The following is a 19,289-nucleotide window of genomic DNA, read 5'->3' as shown; positions in this document are numbered from 1 at the left end:
CACTGCATGATAATTCATTTAAAGCTCTAATAAATCATTAAAGTTTTATTTTGCATATAGTCTGTTAATTGCACTCATCATTGATCTTATTGATGCTCTTGTAATATTGCTATCAACCCCTACACCATAAGTTTTATTATCAGTATCATTTCTCTTCATATATACATATGAAGCAGCTTTTGCTTCAGAACCAGTACTTAAAGCATGTTCTGTATAATCTATAATTGTAACATTTATTAGACTACTCTCAGCTAAAGTTCTCTTAAATGAATCTATAGGCCCATTTCCTATACCTTCAAGATTTCTCTTTTCACCATTATAAATTATTTCTATACTTGCTTTCGTATCCCCATATTCATTATTTTCAGATATATCAGAGAATGTAGATTTAACTAACTTAAATGGTGTTTCTAAATCTAGATACTCTTTACTAAATGCATCCATTACTTCACTTGGAGAAATTTCGCCTTTTACTTCAGACATTTTTTGAATCACATCAGCAAATTCTTTTTGCATTGTCTTAGGAATCTTGAATCCATAACAATGATCCATAACAAATGCAACTCCACCTTTTCCTGATTGAGAATTTATTCTAACTAATGCTTCATATTCTCTTCCTAAATCACTTGGATCTATAGGTAAATACGGTACTTGCCATATATTATCATGTCTTTCTTGATACTTCTTCATTCCTTTATTTATAGCATCTTGATGCGAACCCGAGAATGCTGTAAACACAAGATTTCCTCCATATGGATGTCTTACATGTACCGGTATTTTTACACATCTTTCATATACTTCAATAATTTCATTTATGTTTTCAAGATTTAATTCAGGATTAACTCCATGAGAGAACATATTATACGCAATATTTAATACATCTACATTTCCAGTTCTTTCCCCATTACCAAATAAAGTCCCTTCAACTCTGTCAGCTCCTGCAAGTAATGCAAGCTCTGCATCAGCAACTCCAGTTCCTCTATCATTATGAGGATGCACACTTAATATTACTCTTTCTCTATCTTTAAAATTTCTACACATCCATTCAATTTGATCAGCAAACACATTAGGTGTATCCATTTCTACAGTTGCTGGAAGATTTATTATAACTTTATTATCCTTATTAGCTTCCCATGCATCAAGTACTGCATCACAAATTTCCAATGCATATTCAACTTCGGTTCCAGTAAAACTTTCTGGTGAATATTCAAGTAAAATTTCTCCATCAAACTTTTCTGCATATTCTTTAACCAATTTTGTTCCTTCAATTGCAATTTCTTTTATTTCTTCCTTTGTCATATTAAATACAACATCTCTTTGAAGTACCGATGTTGAATTGTATATATGAACAATTGCTTTTTTTACGTTCTTTAAACTTTCAAATGTTTTCTTGATTAGGTGTGGTCTAGCTTGTGTTAAAACTTGTACTATTACATCATCTGGAATAAGATTTTCATCTACTAATTTTCTTAAAAAATCATATTCAATTTGTGATGCAGAAGGAAATCCCACTTCAATTTCCTTGAATCCAAGTTTAACTAATAAATTAAAAAATTCTATTTTTTCCTCTACTGTCATAGGATTTATTAAAGATTGATTACCATCTCTTAAATCTACACTACACCAAATTGGAGCTTTTTCTATCTCTTTATCTGGCCAAGTTCTATCCTTTAATTTTATTGTTTCGAATTTTTTATATTTTTTATAATTTAACATTTAATTGCCCCCCGAAATATATATTTATTACAAATTCTATTTTTAAATACTTTCTACATTTCCAGGTATAATCCCTCAACTACACCTCGAATCTTCATAATAAATATAATTTTCTTATCTACTTTCTTATTAACCCCACTTATTATCACCTCTTTAATCCTTAGAACATTAAAAGTATTTTACCACATCTTTCATAGCGTGTAAATAATTTAATCATTTTTAACAGCTTTTATTAAACATTTGTTTGTTTTAATTATGTTTTTATTGATAATTTATCAATAATTATAACCATGTCCAGTTATTAATATCTATACTTATTATTGTGGTTATTAATTATGCTTAATGAAACTCATGAGCATTAAAATACATATTCTATATAAAAATTCATCCGATACTCATAAATTTTAAAAATTCTACAATAGTTTTACTACATTTTATAATAAATATTCGTTCCCCTTTTATTAATTACAGAATATATTGTAATATAGTAATTTTTAGGAGTAGGATATGAATTATTTATCATCACTATTATTAACACTTTCTTCTAATTTTGATACTATTTCAGTTTCGTTGTCCTTTGGAATGAAAAAAATACACATAAATAAAACCAGCACCCTACTCACTGCAATCTTTACTTCTCTTGGTACATTTATTTCCATGTATCTTGGGAAAGTATTATTACATTTTATTGATCCTAATTTAAGTAATCAATTTGGTGGTACACTCTTGAGCTTTATTGGAGTTTATTTTATTATTGAGTATATAAGGCTAAAAAAGAAAAATAACGGTTATGACACATCTCATTACATTGGTGATGACTCACACTACAAAAATATTTTAGAAGATCCAATCATATTGGATGTTAATAAATCTAATCATATAGATTTATTAGAAGCTTTAATTCTTTCTACTGCACTTACAATTAATAATTTAATTATAGGTATTGGTGCCGGTATTGCTGGTATAAGTATATCAATAAGTGTGTTCCTAAATTTTATAGTTACGATTTTAAGTATTTATTGTGGAAATTTTATATGCAGCACTTACCTTTCAAGCTTGTTAAAAAAATATAATAATTTAATTTCTGGAACTATTTTAATAATAGTTGGAATCCTTAAGTTTATTATTTAAAAGTAATTAATATAATAACTAACTAATTTAATAAATAACTAGAGGCAGGAAAATCCTGCCTCTAGTTATTTATACTATACCTCTATAAAATTTATTTCATCTTTTATTGTAATTTGTCCATTTTATCTTTAGTGAGTTCTGTTATTTCCATAATTAAATCTATGCTTTGCCCCTTTTTTAAGAGTTTTCTTGCTATTGATATTCTTTCCTTTTCAATTCCCTTCTTAATACCTTTAGCTTCTGCATCATCAATTATTTCAGCTAATAACCCTGCACTACTAGCAACCATTTTTTCATCCTCCCTTTTATTACCTTCTAACATTATATCATTTTACCATAAATTGTAAATAACCATTTTTAATTTTCTTATGTTCTTTTATCTTAAAAAATAGTTCCAACCATTTTTAACTTTCCATCTAAATACTCATAATAATCTTCATCATTTTTGTTAAAACTGTTTACCCTAACCACATCATTATTATTAGATGCATGAATATACTTGTCATTTCCTAAGTACATAGCCACATGTCCAGGGAAAAAGAGCAAATCTCCTTTTTTCATTTTATCAATCGGAATTCTTTTTATAGGAAATCCTTCTTTTATCTTTGCATCTCTATAAATTATTATTCCATTTAACATATAAGCCATAGAACAAAGTCCTGAACAATCTATACCTAAAGGGGATTTTCCTCCCCACCTGTATTGAGTTCCTATATAGCTAAAAGCCGATCTTACTAATGACTCTCTTAAGTTATCTTCATCTTTAATATCATAGGTAGTTTTTAATTCTTCTAAAAATTCTTTTCTAACCCAGCCAAACTTTCCATTTGGAAGCTCTACTTTGACAAACTTTTTTTTGCTGCAAAGCACATTAGTTGAAATTAACTGAGCCCCTCTAGTGAAACTTGCAATTTGATGTCCTTCTGCTTTTGGCATATCAAGTACATCTCCAAGCCCTTGAATTGCAACTACATTTTTGCACTTTTGCCATCGCTTTGATATACTATCATCTATCAACAATTCTTCTCCATTTATATATCCTTGATAATTATAATGAGTTCTTATATAATACCAATTATTGTTGACTTTTTTGATGATTTTCACATTCATTCCCAATAATACTTCATCTGAATTCTCACTATTATTTTGTGGAATACTTTGTATATGACCTATCTCTTTAATAACAACCCCATATTTCATTGTTCTTCCTCCAGAACATAAATTCTTATTAAATATTATTTTAAAAAACTATTTCGCTTTTATCTCCATCAATAAAAACCTCTTCACCAAGTGGCAAACTCATAGTCGGAACACAATGTCCACAACTTACATTATAAATAGTCGGCTTGTTTTCCGAAGCAATAAGTTGATTAAATATCTCTATTAAGCTTAAGCTACTACATCCTTCACTTGCTTCGCAGTTTGTCCATTTACCTAGAATAATACCTGAAGCATCTCTAAACTTTCCACTTTGTTTTAACTGCAATAACATTCTATCAATTTTATATGGAATTTCATCAACATCTTCTAAAAATAAAATTTTCCCCTTTGTATTAAGCTCATATGGAGTAGACAACAATGAAACTACAAGTGAAAGATTTCCTCCAACTAATCGCCCTTTAGCCTTACCACCTACTAAGGATTTCATATCTCCACCACTTAGAGCATTTTCTAAACGCCCAATGTGTTTATTACTAAAAATGTTTTTCTTAAAATATTCCATAGTATATTCATCTACACCATTATAAAATTCAGTTGCTGGCATTGGCGTATGAAATGTTATTAGTTTGCATTTTTGATTAAACGCAATGTGTAGCGCTGTTACATCACTATATCCAGCAAAAATCTTTGGATTTTTTTTAATATTTTCATAATCTATCATATTTAGCAATCTAGCACAACCATACCCTCCTCTTATAGCAAAAATCCCCTTAATAGTCTCATCTTTAAACATCATATTTATGTCATTTGCCCTAAGTTCATCACTACCAGATAAAAAACCATAAGAGGACTTACAACTCTCCCCTAAGACTACATTAAGTCCTAATCTTTCCATAGCTTCAATAGCTGGTTTAATACGTTCTTTAGGAGTTGGACTTGAAGTCCCTATTAATCCTACATTATCACCTTTTTTTAATGGTCTTGGTCTTATCATATTTTAAGCCCCCATTTCAAATCACAACATAACCATACATCTAAACTTTTAAAAAAATTATTAGAATCTTTAGGCACATGAAAATATCTAATATATTCAACACTTATTTTTATGATGATTTTAATATAATAATGCCCAGTAATTTAAAACTAAAACTACTGGGCATTATTAATAAAGTTGGATAAATTAAAATCCAATAGATACATCTAGTAGGTTACTTGCTTCATCATTAGATAAATTTTTAGCTTGTGATATCTCTTCTATTACAAGTTTCTTAGCATTACGAAGTATATGTTTTTCAGTTGAATTCAATGAATGATTTTTTTTAAGTTGAGTAAGATTACAAATCACCTCTAAGTAGTTATCTAAGGTTCCCTGTTTTATTTTTCCTAAATAAATTGCATTTCTTTCTTTATAATTAATTCTAGCTAATGTTTCTACTTCATGTATAAATTTATTTATATGTTTTAAAGTATTATCTAAAGTTTTAGAATCACTTATCAATCTCATATGTGATGTTTCCACCATGCTGCAAGGTATTGATACTTTCATAGTATTATTTAATAAATGCATTTTATAATAACTCTGCTTTTCTCCCTTAAATTCTTTTTCCTCTATAAAATCTATTATTCCTATTCCTTGATTTGGATAAACGATCTTATCTCCTATCTTAAACAAAACTTTTCACTTCCTTAATTTTATAACATATTTAATTCTTAAATAATTGAACTCAGAAAAAACATAGTAATAAATTTATTTATAATTGTAATAAAATAAATAACTTATATATATTTTGCACAAAAATCCATTATTTAATGTAAAAAATTTAAATTATTTTAATTTTATTGAATCAATAAATCATTAGCTATTATTTAATTCTAACCAATTTTTCCTATGAAATACCAAATAATTCATAAATTTAATAATATCTTACATTTAGGCAAGTAGATAATTTTTATAATACCTCGCTTCATAGTTACATAAATAACTTTATTAATAATTATAGGAATTCACTTTAATTTTCCATATGTTCGCAAATAAAAATTTTTGTTATAAATACCCATATTAGCAAAACGTATAATCTAATGAAGCATATTTATTACGTTCTTGATTCATTTATTTAAATTGTCTAAAAATACTATATTTTCTTACTTTTTATTTCTTTCTATATTCCTTTTATAACTATTTTTTTCTTTTTAATTCCCTTATTATTTCTTTTAATTAGAAATATAGTAAAATTATATTGAAAGGAGTTAGTATTATGGAAAATAGCGTTTATATTTCTTTAAAATCAGGCAAAGAAATTGAAATAAAAGATTTTCAATATGTTACATACCCTAGTCCTACTAATAAGAAAGACATCACTATAGTAAAAGCATTTGAAAATTTCTATTTGTATAACAAACATTTTACTTTTGTTGGTAAACACGTCACCTTATCTTTAAATTCAAACGAAATAGAATTTGTTAAATTTCTTAGAACATCTAACAATTAAGTTTTCTTGCCAAGCTTATAATTTATAACAATCATTTAATAGATATTATTCTAATTACTTTCTTTAAAAATACTTTTGTAGTTACATCTCAGTCAATATATGCTCTGATTTTCAGTGCTAAAAAATTCTATAATTTTCTCGTACTATGAAATAAGAGCCCTATTTCTAAAACTTTTATATTTTATTACTTAATTATTTTATTCCTTGATAAATACCATGATTTGATGTTCTTACAATTTTGCTTACGTTATAAATCTCATTTTTTAAATATTGGCATTTCCAAAGCTTTAAATATATAATACTAAAAGCAATATTTTGAAGTGATAAAATGAGATACATCTTAGATATAAATTATCGTAACATAATATTTAACTAAATAGGCTTGGTAATGCATTGTATTTAAAGAACTTTAGTATTTTAATTCTCATTACCAAAACAAGTCGTCAAAATTATTTTTAACGTCAAAAGAGAGGCTAGGATTAAATCCCAGCCTCAATTTTATAAATATATTTATACTTTATGCTGTTTTTAATTTTATATCTTCCATACCCAAACCTCTATGACTTAGAATAAAAAACATATTATATTTTTAGCATTTTCTATCTTCTGGTACGTTAGTAGGATCTTGAATTAAAGTAGTAAAAAAATAATCATGTGTGTGTCCATCCGCTTCCTCTGTTGTACCCTTGATTAAATGAATGTGCTTTCCATCTCCAATATAAATAGCTGGACCAGTAGTATCACAAATTTCATGAAAATGATCATCAAAGGTATCTGTTAACACGTGTATTTTGTGAATATGGGATTTGCCACATTTTATTGGAGGACCACTTACGCCAGCAATACGATGATTGTGTTCTACTCCCTCATCATCTTCTTCATAATCTGTGCTTGATTCAAATTCATGATTATGATTTTTTATTCTATAATAATTTTCTGCATATTGATTATTCTCATTAGAATAACTATTATCTTTTTTATAATTACATCTCATCAAAATTTCCTCCTTAGTAATTCAATATAGTATATATTATGTTTATCCATATAGTTATGTGAATTAAAAAAATAAAGGTAAACTAAGCATTTCTACCTAATCTACCTCTTTTGGCTATTTGTGCAATTTAGCCTTAAACATTATAATATATTAAACATTTCCTGTATAGTCTACATTTAAGAATAATGCAGTTTCTGAAGTTTTTCTTCTGCAATTATTTTTGACGAAACTTTTGACGTTTACATAATTTCTACTAAGTGATAAACTTCACTCTTTAAAAACTATAACATTTTCAGCACTTTAAACATATAATACTAAAAGCAATATTTTGAAGTGGTAAAATGAGATACATCTTAGATATAAAGGAATGTAAATTTTTAGGCAAGGGTCATGAAGGTAGCGTTTATTTAACTCCAGAAGGTTATGCATTAAAAATATTCTATAAAAAAAGAAAAGCTGAAGATGAAGTTGAAATTCTAGAACAAGTTAAAGATAGCAAATTCTTTCCAAAAGTATTATTTATAGCTAAAAATATGGTTTTAAGAGATTATGTAGAAGGATTAAATTTATCTCAATATATAAAAGAACATGGTTTATCATACAAACTTTCTTGTGAAATTATAGATTTAATTGAGGATTTCAAAATATTAAAATTTAAAAGACTTAATATTAGAAATGCTCATATATTCGTAGATAAAAATGAAAATATTAAAGTTATAGATCCCAGAAAAATATTTAGTAAAAATACACCTTATCCTAAGGATATAATAAAAATCTTAGTTAACCTAAACTCTTTTGATCAATTTTTAAAATACCTTTTAGATTATAAACCTAATCTTCTTCCATATTGGACAAAAGGATATGATTATTATATATATATGTCAAAGAAAACTTTGTGCATCAAAATGTCTGCAAGCTAGATATTTCTAACTTTAAAATCTTATAAATAAACAATTCCAAGCTTAAACTTATGTGGTAATTAACTGAAATAAGGGGATTCTTTAGCTTAGTTGCTACGTTATAAATGAAATGCTACACAAAAGAATTTCCCTATTTCTATATAGACTATTTCTTTAATTTTAACCACAAATCATAATTTATTACTTATACAACCTTTATAATACATATTAAATATTAATAATCAAAAGCATTGATGAGGAGGAGTACATATATTATCGAATCAAAGAGAGATAATGGCTGCTGTAAATTCTCATGATATATATATGGAATATAGCCTCGGAATTTTTAATGGAAATCTTTTGAGATAGTAGAATTAAACGAATGAGATTACCGTTAAAAGAGCAATGACATCAATAATTTATCTGTGTTATATTGAGTGTGTATTTATAATAATACAAATTTAGGTGGTATCGCAATTATTCCTCTTCGTCCTATTGTTTTTTATGGGCTGAAGAGTTTTTTAATTTGCAAAACCATATTTAAAAATATTATGATATATTTCTTATTTTTTAATCTATATATAATGTAAGGAAAATTATTTTATGTTAGGAGTGATTTTTTGAAATGTAGTGGTGCTGAAATAATTATTAGATTATTGGAAAACGAAGGTGTTGAATTTATTTCTGGTATTCCTGGCGGATTTAATCTACCAATGTACGATGCTTTATATAATAGCAAAATTAAACATATTTTAGCTCGTCATGAGCAAGGTGCAGCATTTATTGCACAAGGTATTTCAAGAACTACTGATAAAGTTGGTGTATGTTTTGCAACTTCTGGTCCCGGTGCAACTAATCTACTTACTGCTATTGCTGATGCTAAACTTGATTCTATTCCTCTAATTGTAATAACTGGGCAAGTACCTCTATCCGCTATAGGTACAGATGCTTTCCAAGAAGTAGATGCTTATGGTTTAACAATTCCTATTACTAAGCATAATTTTTTAATTAGAAATATACATGATCTTTTTACTATAATACCAGAAGCATTTAGAATTGCAACTGAAGGCAGACCTGGTCCTGTACTTATTGATATACCCAAAAATATTCAAACAGAAATAATTGAATTAGAATTCTTCCCTAATGATGACACTTTATCTAATTCATTAGAGTCTAATATTAGTAATGTTATTGAGGAAAAAACTATTTCATCAAGGACTTTCTTAAAAAGTTCTACAATTGAATGTATTGCTGAACTTATAAATAATTCAAGAAAGCCTATAATATATGCTGGAGGTGGGATAATTAGTTCCAATGCTTCTAGTAATTTGTATGAATTAGCTAAAAAAAATAATATTCCTGTGGCCTTGAGCCTCATGGGACTTGGTGCATTTCCTTGTGATGATGATTTAAGTCTTGGGATGCTTGGAATGCATGCAGCCCCTTACACAAACTATTTGCTTAATGAAGCAGATTTAATTTTAGCTTTTGGAATAAGATTTGATGATAGAGCTACTGGCAACATAGATAAATTTTGTCCTAATGCTTCAATTATTCACGTAGACATTGATCCTTCTGAATTAAATAAAGTTAAAACATGCAGTCTTTCAATGGCTGCTGATATAAAAGAATTCCTAGATGCTATTATTCCATATGTTGATGTTAAATCTAGAAATTCTTGGGTCAAGAGAGTTAAATGCTTTAAAGAAAAATACCCACTTCCTTCTTATGAAAATACTATGCATCCAGCTAACTTAATTCCATTTATAGCTTCTAAGGTAGGAAGTGATGCAATAATAGCTATCGATGTTGGAGAACATCAAATGTGGACTGCTCAAAGATATCCATTTAAAAAGCCAAAAACTTTATTAACATCTGGTGGTCTTGGGACAATGGGATTTGGACTTCCTGTATCTATTGGTGCTGCTTTAGTTAATCCTGATAAAAACGTACTTTGCTTTAGTGGAGATGGTTCCATCTTGATGAATATTCAAGAACTAGCTACACTTGCAGATTTTAATCTCAATGTAAAAGTTATTATACTAACCAACCATCATTTAGGATTAGTTAGACAACAACAAGAATTATTTTATAATAAACATTATATTGCATCTAGTTTTATATCTAATCCTAATTTTAAAGTAGTAGCTGAAGGATTTGGAATGAAAGGTTATGATTTAGGTGATGAACAATACCCTTTAGAGAAACTTGAAAACATCTTGAATGAAGAAGGTCCGTGCGTAATTAATGTCCCTATAGATGAATGTGAAAATATATTTCCTATGGTTGCTCCTGGAAAATCAAATTTAGAAATGATAGGTGGTGAAAAGTTTAATGATTAATACTAATTTTTATCTTATTGAACTTCTTGTTAGAAATCACTGTGGAGTAATGAGTCATATAACTGGACTTTTCGCACGTCGTGCATTTAATCTTGAAGGAATACTCTGTGCTAGAGTTGGAGATGGGAGTACTAGTAAAATGTTTTTGCTTGTAAAAAATGATTTTGTTTTAAATCAAATCATAAAGCAATTGGAAAAACTTTATGATGTATTAGAAGTGTCTCTTCATCAAGATTATGATCAATCTGTTTTCGAAAACCTTGATAAGGTACTTAAACTTAAGTAATTAACGCAATAATAAAATTCTGTTATTTTATATTAATCCGCTTTGAATTACGTATATAAAAATAAGGTGAGAATATATTCTCACCTTAAGTAAGTAAACATTGTATTTTTTAATTCAAATATACAATGTTTATTTTTTTATATTTGAAGTCTATTTTTTGCCTTCAGATTTCTTATCTATACCACATGACACCCATGGATAATCTGGATTACTTGGATCACATGGTTTTGATGAATCTGCTTTAACTTTTTCTTCTTCTAAAGCTACTTCATATTTATCAACATGCTTGCTATTACAACCACATTCTTTTTCTTTGTTTAAATTATTGCTATTTCCCATAATAATTCTCTCCTATCTAATTATATTTTATATCTCTATTATATAATAATTATTATTAATTAACAACAGTTTTTATCTGATTCTATTTTATTTTTCATCAAATATAATATATTTACTTTTATAAAAATAAATATATTAGACAATAGGATACTATGTAATAAACTGATTTTTAAAATGTTTTCTAAATCGTTGAGAATTTAATTTTTGTAGTTCTTCATTTATTATGTTAACAACTATTGCAAATAATATACCAATATTTCATATATTATTTATCCTTAATTTTTAATTCCTTTTTAAACTACACAAATAAAAATTTTGCTAATTATCATATACATTAAAATAAAAAGTGCCACTTATAATTATAGATGGCACTTTTTATTTTAAGTAATTAATTTATATATTGTTAATTTATTTTTTAATTTTTAATTTTTCTTCGTTAACATCTGCTTTTCCTTCAATTTCATCTTCTTCATAAAAAACATTACAAGCAATTAATATAAAACTAATAAAAATAACTAATCCTAGCATATTTATTCCCCCTAATATATATAATTGATTATATATTAATTATATCACATTTTATGTAAACGTTATACATAAGAGGATATTTTTTATACATTAATCAAATATATTATCTTATTTCTAAGTTATGTATTTTTTAAATACCATCAGCAATAGAAATTAAAAAGTATTCTTGTTTTTTAATAAATATAGTCAGGACTACTTAGACAACCTACTGCAATTTTATAGAATTAAGAATCTTTTTTATTAATAACTGTAATATTTCACAATCACAATTCTAAATGAAAAAAACTCGCCTCTATCCACAGTCAATAGAGACGAGTTAATATTCCGTGGTATTATCATAATTAACTTCTACAATCTAAATACGGAAAATCAAAAATTGCACTAATTATCTCTTTAACTTTTTCATTAGTACATATCTTCTTAATCCACCATATTTTAATTTGTCCGCTACAATATTGTATCCAAGATTTTTAAATGTATTTAAACTAAACTTATTATATGGTGCAACAGTTGCACTAATGATTTTCATTTTATTATTTATTGCCATCTCTTCAAGAGCTTCACACATAATTTTTTGAAGCTTATTTCCCCTATAATCATTTAAAACTATAGTTGATTCAATTTGTGCAACTTTTAAAAGTTCGTCACCATCAATACCAAAATCATACCCATAATTATGTTCTCTATATCCATATTCAACATATGCACCAATTGCTACTAACTCATCATTTTCTAAATTAACACACCCTACTATAGCTCCATCTCCATTAAGCTTTTCTTCATACTCTTCTCTAGATGAACACGAATAAAATTCTTTATTTTCTAACCCATTGTAAATTTTTTGCTCCAATTTTATTATTTTATCAATATATGAAATATCTAAAATCTTTAATTCTGCTTGTACTTCATTATCATCTTTTTTCTTTAATATTATTTCTTTTCTCATAGTTTTATTTGGACAAAATAATATAGTTCCTGAAAACTAAACTATTCCTTCTCCAAAACTCCTCTCTTTGTAAGTTTTATATAAATTTAGTCTATGTTTTAATACGATGTTGAAATATAAACTAAAAAAATTATAGGTAGGATTGTCCTTATATAATACTCACCATAAGAAATAAGTTCTTTCCTGTACTATTATTTTTTAAAAAGGATTTACAATTCCAAAAGGCAACCAACCATTTGACCGTGAAAGTTTATCCATCCTTTGCAATAGTTTATAAGCGCTATCTCCAACAGTAACTTTTTCAATAAAAACTACCCGATAAATTGCAACGACTACATGTTTCAAAACAACTTGAGGAATTTCACCTTTGCTCAAGTTATTTTGTTCCTTCAATATAATCTCATCAATAATTTTATTTTTAGGTTCATACATTTCTTTAAACTCATTTAATAAAAGTTCTGCCTGTTCCTCTATACTTATCTTTTCCCTTTTCATTAAATAATCACCTTACTCTATTTAAAATAATACTCTAAATTATTCTTGTTACGTAATATTAGTTACTATTGTTCATTAGATTATAGTAACTAATAATGCTTATTATAACATAATTTTCAAAATATCATACATATTACACATATTACACATACATTGGCTCTCTATTCTTTAAATCTTTTACTTTGATATATTAATGTGTTACATTGCTTTCATCTAAGCTATCAATAATTCCACCTTCAATATTTCCACTTGCAGTATTGCCAACAGCAATTATAAAATTACTCATTTCTATACCTCTTCTCTGTAATATTTAATTTACTTATTTACCTCTAAGTTATATATTTCTGAAAAAGTAGCTATGCTACAATTAAGAACTTTCAACATTAAAGATCCTATATAACAATGCAAATTTAATTAATTTTCTATTTCTATATAAGTTATATACACTTTAACCATATATACTATATATACGGATAAATTTATGTGAAAATGCAATGCATGTAAATTAATTAGTGTAATTCACAATTCTTCATTAAATAAGAAGGTTTATATGGATTTTAATTATATTGAAGATTTAGTTATCAAATGCAAAAATAATGATGAATAAGCAAAAGAAAAATTAGCCACAGAATTTAGACCCTTAATCTATAATATTTCTAAAAAAACTTTTATTGATGGATATAGTGTTGACGATATTATACAAGAATGTTATCATTCCCTTTTTAAATCTGTTTCCATGTACAATTTAGAAAAACATAGATTTGTAGCTTATGCTACTAATGCAATAAAAAATAATATGAATGATTTAATAAAAAGAATTAAAACCAGAAGCTCTACTGAAGGTAATAATGCTTTAAGCTTGGATGATAATTTTGAAATAGACATTCCTTCTGAGGAAATCTCTACTGAAACTTCATTATGTGAAATGTGTAATTATGAAGATTTAAGACTAGCTCTAAAAAATTTAAATAAAGATGAAAAAGAGCTTATAGATTTTGTATTCTTTAGAAATAATACAGTTAAAGATTATGCTTATCAAAAAAATATGTGCTACTCTACTGCTATTGTAAAAAAGAAAAACATTCTAACGAAAATGTTTAATAATATTTCTATTAATTATAAAAGTTTACAAGCTTAATAGCACCAAGGCTAATCCCTTCCTTGGTGCTGTTATTTTTACTATAATGATTTATTTTTTCATTTATTCAAAACGTTCTCTAATATAACATTAAAGTAAATATTGAATAATTTCTTATTTTTTGAACATAATAATATTGAATCAATTAATAATAATGTCCATTTTATATAAATAAAAATTTTTATTTTCCCCCCCTAATTGGGGGTTTTTTAGTTTAATTTTATAACTCTTAATACAATGTAAAAAATAAACATACCATTACTTTTCAAATTCATTTTTAAGTGAGACTTATATGAATTTGAAAAGTATAATTTATGACAAAAATTTACTTTTAAAAAGATAATAAAGTTTATTATATCTTTCAAAATAAAAAGTCAGTAGAACTTATATAGAAATTCTGCTGACCTCTATTAAGCTCCTAATAAAATTAGAGCTTTGTAAAAAAATAATATTTTTAACCTTTTGTTATCTCTAAGAATCTTGCCATATTTATTGTAAACCATATATATTCTTTACAATATTAGAATATATTCAATTTAATCATATATCTCTTATGGGAGGTAATGAATTTATGGAAATAAATGATTTAATTAATTTAATAGTAAATAATGGTTTTCCTGTTGCTGTGTCAGCTTATTTGCTCATTCGCTTGGAAAAACAAATTGTTAGCTTATCAAGTTCAATTAACAAACTAAATACCATAATATCAGCAAAGCTTGGAATTGCTCTTGATGTAGATTCTAGCGATAATTCTCATAAAACTGCTTAAATAAAGACTATAAACATTAGAATAAAATGTTTATAGCCTTTAAAATTATTTATATTTTAATATGTATACCGATAAAACTAAATAGATAAATATATCTTTTAATGCAAAAAGGGATATTAGATAGTTTTGTATAAAAAACAAAACTATCTACTGTCCCCAGTTAAATATTTTTTTACTATAAATTAATTATATATCTTGCAAATAATTAAAATGTCTGCTCATCTTACTTTTTGCTAGTAACTTAGAAGTTCCTGTTTTCTCCCAATCTTCAACCTGCTCAATAGCTTCTTGAGGCTGTTTTCCTAAACCAACAAGTACACCTGATAAAATAAATTCTTGATATAAATGTTCAGGATTAATACCTTCCTTAGATTCTGCTAGAGCACGATCAACCAATGGTGTAATATAACTAACCCAATCATCTGGAGTAAAATTAGATGTATCTTTTCCCATTTCACCAGTATTAGTAACACTATTTAGTGTAAATAAATAATTATATTTTGAAGCATGTTTTAACTCATCTGTAATAATATCAAATAATATATCTCTATAAAAAACTCCCCTAGGAAGTCCTCTTCTAATTGCTCTATATCTTTCTACTGCCGCTAACTCTCCAAACAATGCTTTTTTAATGCCATCTATATATGATTCAGGCACTTCAAATTTTTCTTCTTCATCACTCCTTGGAATTTCTATACCAGTAAAGTCTTGATAAATTCTTCTAAACAATCTATTATGCCTACGTTCATCATCTCTAATAGCTGTTATTATCTGCTTTTGTTCGTCTGTTGGAGCTTCACTAATAAGATAGTCATAGAATAATTCATCTTCTCTTTCTCCTTGAACAGCTTTCCTTACCCCTTCAATTGACATCTGTAACATTTCATTATTACTCATTTGATTATTTTTATATTCCATAAATAATTTCGATTCTCCTTGAAATAATTAACTCACTTTTATTGTATTAATCTAATATAAATTTGTGAATTTTTCATTTGTATAAATACTTTTCTCTTACACATAATAAAAATATCTTTAAGTATATAAAAATAATTTTTAAGGTGGTTAATTTAATGAAACGATTTATTTCTATGCTTTTTATTTTTTTGTTCCTAGTTTTAAACATGAATACAATAGTCACATTTGCACAAAACCCTGTATCTCTCACTCAAGGATTCTATAAATCAAGAGATACAGGTTTAGTACCTAATGTTTATTATAAAGTTAAAAATAGTTCTCCTTCTAATCGAGTTCTTATTGAAATATTTGATGAGATGCAGGAAATGCAACAATTTATAAGAGTAGAACCTAATTCTTCTGAATACTATCTTAAACCTCTAGGTTACGATTCTATAATTGTAATTATTGGTAATGGTACTCTTGTATTTTCTTAAAAGATATATAGGTTTCCTCGTTGAAATTCAAACTTATGAAATTAAAAATTGTATATTTCTGAAATTATAATAAGTTATATGTCTTGTTATCAATATAAACTTCTATAATTACAATATCTTTTTTGCTAAATCATTATAAAATTTTTATTATACATCTTTGCCTCAATTCATAATAATTGCCACTTAGCTACCAGGCGCTATCAATGTACTAGCTTTTTTGACTGTATTTTTTAGGTATGCGTGTTATTAAAGTGAAAGAAATCGTATAATTAAAAATAATTTGCTTGTAATATAAACTTTATTATTAATGACATTCTTAATTATTTAGCAGTGTTTTTAATTCAATAAAATCTCTTTCTAAATCATAGATACTGTTGTATTCATCATTTAGACCTAATAACTTCTTCAAAAACTTTAATTCACTCATAGTTAAATCAAGTTCATCATACCAAGGTTTTGATTTTTTATTAGTCTTTTCAAAAGAAGAGTAATATAAATGTAATAATAAATGACCTAAATATAAAAATTCCACATTAGGAAGATATCTTTCATTAATTTATTATTCTCACAAGTCCAAAATCAATAAGATACACATCTTCTTCATTAATAATTATATTTGGTACTCTTATATCTCTATGCACAATATTTATTTCGTGTAGATATTTTATTATCTTAGTTGCTACTTTATAAATTTCAGCACGAGTAAATATATAATTATCCAATTCACTTTTTTGATATATATTAAAAAGTTTCTTCTTATTATTATTCATATTAACAAAATAACTATAATACTAATTACTATATGTTATTTACACGAGGTGTTTAATAATGATCAATTTAAATAATTTAAGCCCTGAGGATTTATTAATTTTAACTAATATACTCGCCGTTTCATTTTCAGAAGGCAAAACTGCTATTGAAATGGATGTTTTGGGGAATTTTTTTGTAGGAATAGGCTGTTTAATGTTAACAATGGCCGCTCAAAAAGAATATCTGAATACATTACAAGAAGCTAATAATAATAATAATAATAATAATAACAACAATGATAATAACTCTACACAACCTGATGCTAACAATTCTATTGGTGAAGATGATATTATTGGATAGCTTTTAATCTAACAGTACTATTCTGTGTTTTTATAAATCTCACATTTAACATTATTAACTTTTTAATTTTATCTTTTCTATATTTCACTACATATTTTGATAAATAAAAATAAATGAAGTTCTAAATCATTTTCCCATTTTATAGTCTAAATCTAAGCTATTAATTTTTGTAATACTATAATTATATTACGACTTAATGTAGCTAAAGCCTTCCATTTGTTTATTTATCACTACTAATTTTACTTTATTAAGATTTTCATCGTATACAACAAAATCCTTCTCCATTTTTTATCTTGTTCAGTAGAATTATTAACTACTACTTTTTCTTGATATGTATCTTTACTACTATATAAATAATTTATTTAAGTTAATAATAACTAAAAGAAAACATTATTGACATACTTTTTTCATAAGTTTATCATAATATATAAAGGCATATGCCAATAACCTTTTTTGTTACATATGCTATCTTAATATATTTTTGGAGGTTTATTTTATGAAAATTGCATTACCATCACGTAATAATAATATTGATGATCATTTTGGACACTGTGAATATTACACAATTTTTACGGTTGATACGAAAACTAAAGAAATAATAGATTCTGAAACTCTTCCTTCACCAACTGGCTGTGGCTGCAAATCAAATATTGCATCAACTCTTTCTGATATGGGTGTGAAAGTTTTACTTGCAGGTAATATGGGTGAAGGAGCTGTAAGAGTGCTAAGTAATGCAGGAATAGAAGTATTGCGTGGCTGCTCTGGAGATGTAAAGACTGTAGCTCTAAACTGGCTTAATGGTTCTCTTGTAGATTCTGGTGATTTATGTGATCATCATGATTGTCATAATAAATAATTAAGAGATTTCAAAACAAAAAATAATAATAGAGCCAATATCTATGTATACTGGCTCTATTATTATTTTTTATTTTCGTACATATAAACTTGATGACTTTGATTTATTCAATAGCATCTGTATTATTGCATCTACACCAATTTTTACAAAATCCAGCTTTTTTGCTACACATCACTTTCTTAGAGCCACAACTTGGGCATACTGCTCTGTCTTGGTCATAGTTTATTTCATAAATTGTTCCACATTCAAAACATTTATATTTGCAAAGCTTTGTAGTGTAATGACCACCACTTATTCTTATGGCCTTACCTTCTGTTAACGCAGTAGCTATTTTTTTTCTTGCACTATCTATGATATTTTGAAAAGTTTGTCTAGATACTTGCATTTTCTCAGCACATTTCTCTTGATTTAGATCTTCAATATCTTTTAATCTCATTGCTTCAAGTTCTTCTACTTTTAAGCCTATTTCTTCAATTTGGCATTTTGGTTTTCCCCACGGTACAAAATAGTCATCTTCTGGAAAAAACTCAACTCTTCTAAATTTTGTTGGTCTTGCCATTACTTTTCCTCCTTAGATTACTATATATTCAACATTATCATAATTCTTAAATCTGTTCTAAATACTTAATTTATTTAATTATACTAAATTTAATAAACTGCTTCAAATTTGTATATACAGTAACAAAGTTGATTGGT

At 26.4% G+C, this 19,289-nt stretch carries 22 protein-coding genes, 2 pseudogenes and 1 other annotated feature; of the genes and pseudogenes, 10 read left to right on the top strand and 14 right to left on the bottom strand.

Annotation, left to right across the window (positions count from 1 at the left end; all coding sequences use genetic code 11):
- Positions 1–45 precede the first annotated feature (45 nt).
- Positions 46–1,716: a 2-isopropylmalate synthase gene (leuA, locus tag CLSA_RS08460; RefSeq protein ID WP_022745339.1), complete on the bottom strand. Its 1,671-nt coding sequence runs from the start codon at positions 1,714–1,716 to the stop codon at positions 46–48.
- Positions 1,717–2,223: 507 nt separating this feature from the next.
- On the opposite strand from leuA, the gene CLSA_RS08455 reads away from it, so the two are divergent.
- Positions 2,224–2,847, top strand: a complete 624-nt coding sequence (locus CLSA_RS08455; protein ID WP_022745336.1) for a manganese efflux pump — start codon at positions 2,224–2,226, stop codon at positions 2,845–2,847.
- A gap of 103 nt (positions 2,848–2,950) precedes the next feature.
- On the opposite strand, the gene CLSA_RS08450 is transcribed toward CLSA_RS08455, so the two are convergent.
- The 4 genes from CLSA_RS08450 to CLSA_RS08435 form a co-directional block, all read right to left on the bottom strand.
- The gene (locus CLSA_RS08450) at positions 2,951–3,136 is read right to left on the bottom strand and encodes a hypothetical protein (RefSeq protein ID WP_041716204.1); all 186 of its coding nucleotides are present in this window, start codon (positions 3,134–3,136) and stop codon (positions 2,951–2,953) included.
- Between the two features lie 92 nt (positions 3,137–3,228).
- Positions 3,229–4,047: an SH3 domain-containing C40 family peptidase gene (locus CLSA_RS08445; RefSeq protein ID WP_022745330.1), complete on the bottom strand. Its 819-nt coding sequence runs from the start codon at positions 4,045–4,047 to the stop codon at positions 3,229–3,231.
- Positions 4,048–4,087: 40 nt separating this feature from the next.
- Positions 4,088–5,002 (bottom strand): S66 peptidase family protein, encoded by a 915-nt coding sequence (locus CLSA_RS08440; protein ID WP_022745328.1) that lies wholly within the window; start codon positions 5,000–5,002, stop codon positions 4,088–4,090.
- Between the two features lie 186 nt (positions 5,003–5,188).
- Complete coding sequence (locus tag CLSA_RS08435; protein ID WP_022745327.1) at positions 5,189–5,680, bottom strand: CarD family transcriptional regulator; 492 nt, start codon at positions 5,678–5,680, stop codon at positions 5,189–5,191.
- Positions 5,681–6,263: 583 nt separating this feature from the next.
- Here CLSA_RS08435 and CLSA_RS08430 point away from each other — a divergent pair.
- The gene (locus CLSA_RS08430; RefSeq protein ID WP_041716201.1) at positions 6,264–6,497 is read left to right on the top strand and encodes a hypothetical protein; all 234 of its coding nucleotides are present in this window, start codon (positions 6,264–6,266) and stop codon (positions 6,495–6,497) included.
- Positions 6,498–7,086: 589 nt separating this feature from the next.
- Here the strand turns inward: CLSA_RS08430 and CLSA_RS08425 are convergent.
- Positions 7,087–7,491, bottom strand: a complete 405-nt coding sequence (locus CLSA_RS08425) for a YmaF family protein (RefSeq protein WP_022745326.1) — start codon at positions 7,489–7,491, stop codon at positions 7,087–7,089.
- A 341-nt stretch (positions 7,492–7,832) separates the two neighbouring features.
- Between CLSA_RS08425 and CLSA_RS08420 the strand changes: the two genes are divergently transcribed.
- From CLSA_RS08420 to CLSA_RS08410, 3 genes are all read left to right on the top strand, one after another.
- Positions 7,833–8,411 carry a serine/threonine protein kinase gene (locus CLSA_RS08420; protein WP_022745323.1) on the top strand — a complete coding sequence of 193 codons (579 nt, stop codon included), beginning with the start codon at positions 7,833–7,835 and terminating at the stop codon, positions 8,409–8,411.
- A gap of 221 nt (positions 8,412–8,632) precedes the next feature.
- Positions 8,633–8,888: a binding site (T-box leader), on the top strand.
- A 122-nt stretch (positions 8,889–9,010) separates the two neighbouring features.
- Complete coding sequence (gene ilvB / locus CLSA_RS08415) at positions 9,011–10,732, top strand: biosynthetic-type acetolactate synthase large subunit (RefSeq protein WP_022745320.1); 1,722 nt, start codon at positions 9,011–9,013, stop codon at positions 10,730–10,732.
- Positions 10,725–11,018 (top strand): ACT domain-containing protein, encoded by a 294-nt coding sequence (locus CLSA_RS08410; protein ID WP_022745317.1) that lies wholly within the window; start codon positions 10,725–10,727, stop codon positions 11,016–11,018. The genes ilvB and CLSA_RS08410 overlap by 8 nt, the downstream gene beginning before the upstream one ends.
- A 150-nt stretch (positions 11,019–11,168) precedes the next feature.
- Here CLSA_RS08410 and CLSA_RS08405 read toward each other — a convergent pair whose 3' ends face one another.
- The 4 genes and pseudogenes from CLSA_RS08405 to CLSA_RS24545 form a co-directional block, all read right to left on the bottom strand.
- A complete protein-coding gene (locus CLSA_RS08405; RefSeq protein WP_022745314.1) occupies positions 11,169–11,357 on the bottom strand; it encodes a hypothetical protein in 189 nt (62 codons plus the stop codon).
- A gap of 913 nt (positions 11,358–12,270) precedes the next feature.
- Positions 12,271–12,831 (bottom strand): GNAT family N-acetyltransferase, encoded by a 561-nt coding sequence (locus tag CLSA_RS08400; protein ID WP_022745311.1) that lies wholly within the window; start codon positions 12,829–12,831, stop codon positions 12,271–12,273.
- Between the two features lie 198 nt (positions 12,832–13,029).
- Positions 13,030–13,326, bottom strand: coding sequence for a hypothetical protein (locus tag CLSA_RS08395; RefSeq protein ID WP_022745308.1), 297 nt, complete (start codon positions 13,324–13,326; stop codon positions 13,030–13,032).
- A gap of 196 nt (positions 13,327–13,522) precedes the next feature.
- Positions 13,523–13,612: pseudogene (locus CLSA_RS24545) on the bottom strand (N-acetylmuramoyl-L-alanine amidase); the annotation flags it as partial.
- A 264-nt stretch (positions 13,613–13,876) separates the two neighbouring features.
- Here CLSA_RS24545 and CLSA_RS08390 point away from each other — a divergent pair.
- Positions 13,877–14,464, top strand: a pseudogene (locus CLSA_RS08390) (sigma-70 family RNA polymerase sigma factor).
- Positions 14,465–15,035: 571 nt separating this feature from the next.
- A complete protein-coding gene (locus CLSA_RS08385) occupies positions 15,036–15,233 on the top strand; it encodes a YvrJ family protein (RefSeq protein WP_022745297.1) in 198 nt (65 codons plus the stop codon).
- 186 nt (positions 15,234–15,419) lie between these two features.
- On the opposite strand, the gene CLSA_RS08380 is transcribed toward CLSA_RS08385, so the two are convergent.
- Complete coding sequence (locus CLSA_RS08380) at positions 15,420–16,151, bottom strand: ferritin-like domain-containing protein (RefSeq protein ID WP_022745293.1); 732 nt, start codon at positions 16,149–16,151, stop codon at positions 15,420–15,422.
- Between the two features lie 155 nt (positions 16,152–16,306).
- Between CLSA_RS08380 and CLSA_RS08375 the strand changes: the two genes are divergently transcribed.
- Entirely contained in the window at positions 16,307–16,627 is a 321-nt protein-coding gene (locus tag CLSA_RS08375; RefSeq protein ID WP_022745291.1) for a hypothetical protein, read from the top strand.
- Between the two features lie 316 nt (positions 16,628–16,943).
- Here CLSA_RS08375 and CLSA_RS24440 read toward each other — a convergent pair whose 3' ends face one another.
- Together CLSA_RS24440 and CLSA_RS24435 are read right to left on the bottom strand one after the other, a co-directional pair.
- Complete coding sequence (locus tag CLSA_RS24440) at positions 16,944–17,159, bottom strand: hypothetical protein (RefSeq protein WP_052334793.1); 216 nt, start codon at positions 17,157–17,159, stop codon at positions 16,944–16,946.
- A 19-nt stretch (positions 17,160–17,178) separates the two neighbouring features.
- Positions 17,179–17,397, bottom strand: a complete 219-nt coding sequence (locus tag CLSA_RS24435) for a protein kinase domain-containing protein (protein WP_052334792.1) — start codon at positions 17,395–17,397, stop codon at positions 17,179–17,181.
- Between the two features lie 58 nt (positions 17,398–17,455).
- On the opposite strand from CLSA_RS24435, the gene CLSA_RS08365 reads away from it, so the two are divergent.
- Positions 17,456–17,737: a hypothetical protein gene (locus CLSA_RS08365; RefSeq protein WP_022745290.1), complete on the top strand. Its 282-nt coding sequence runs from the start codon at positions 17,456–17,458 to the stop codon at positions 17,735–17,737.
- Between the two features lie 496 nt (positions 17,738–18,233).
- Positions 18,234–18,593, top strand: a complete 360-nt coding sequence (locus CLSA_RS08360) for a NifB/NifX family molybdenum-iron cluster-binding protein (protein WP_022745289.1) — start codon at positions 18,234–18,236, stop codon at positions 18,591–18,593.
- Positions 18,594–18,696: 103 nt separating this feature from the next.
- Here the strand turns inward: CLSA_RS08360 and CLSA_RS08355 are convergent, their stop codons facing one another.
- On the bottom strand, positions 18,697–19,152 hold the full coding sequence (locus tag CLSA_RS08355) for a DUF134 domain-containing protein (RefSeq protein WP_022745288.1): 456 nt from the start codon (positions 19,150–19,152) through the stop codon (positions 18,697–18,699).
- Positions 19,153–19,289: the final 137 nt, after the last annotated feature.

The organism is Clostridium saccharobutylicum DSM 13864 (genome assembly GCF_000473995.1).
GTDB lineage: Bacteria > Bacillota > Clostridia > Clostridiales > Clostridiaceae > Clostridium > Clostridium saccharobutylicum.
The sequence above is the reverse complement of the archived record's forward strand: the minus strand, read 5'-3'. Positions and strand labels throughout refer to the sequence as shown.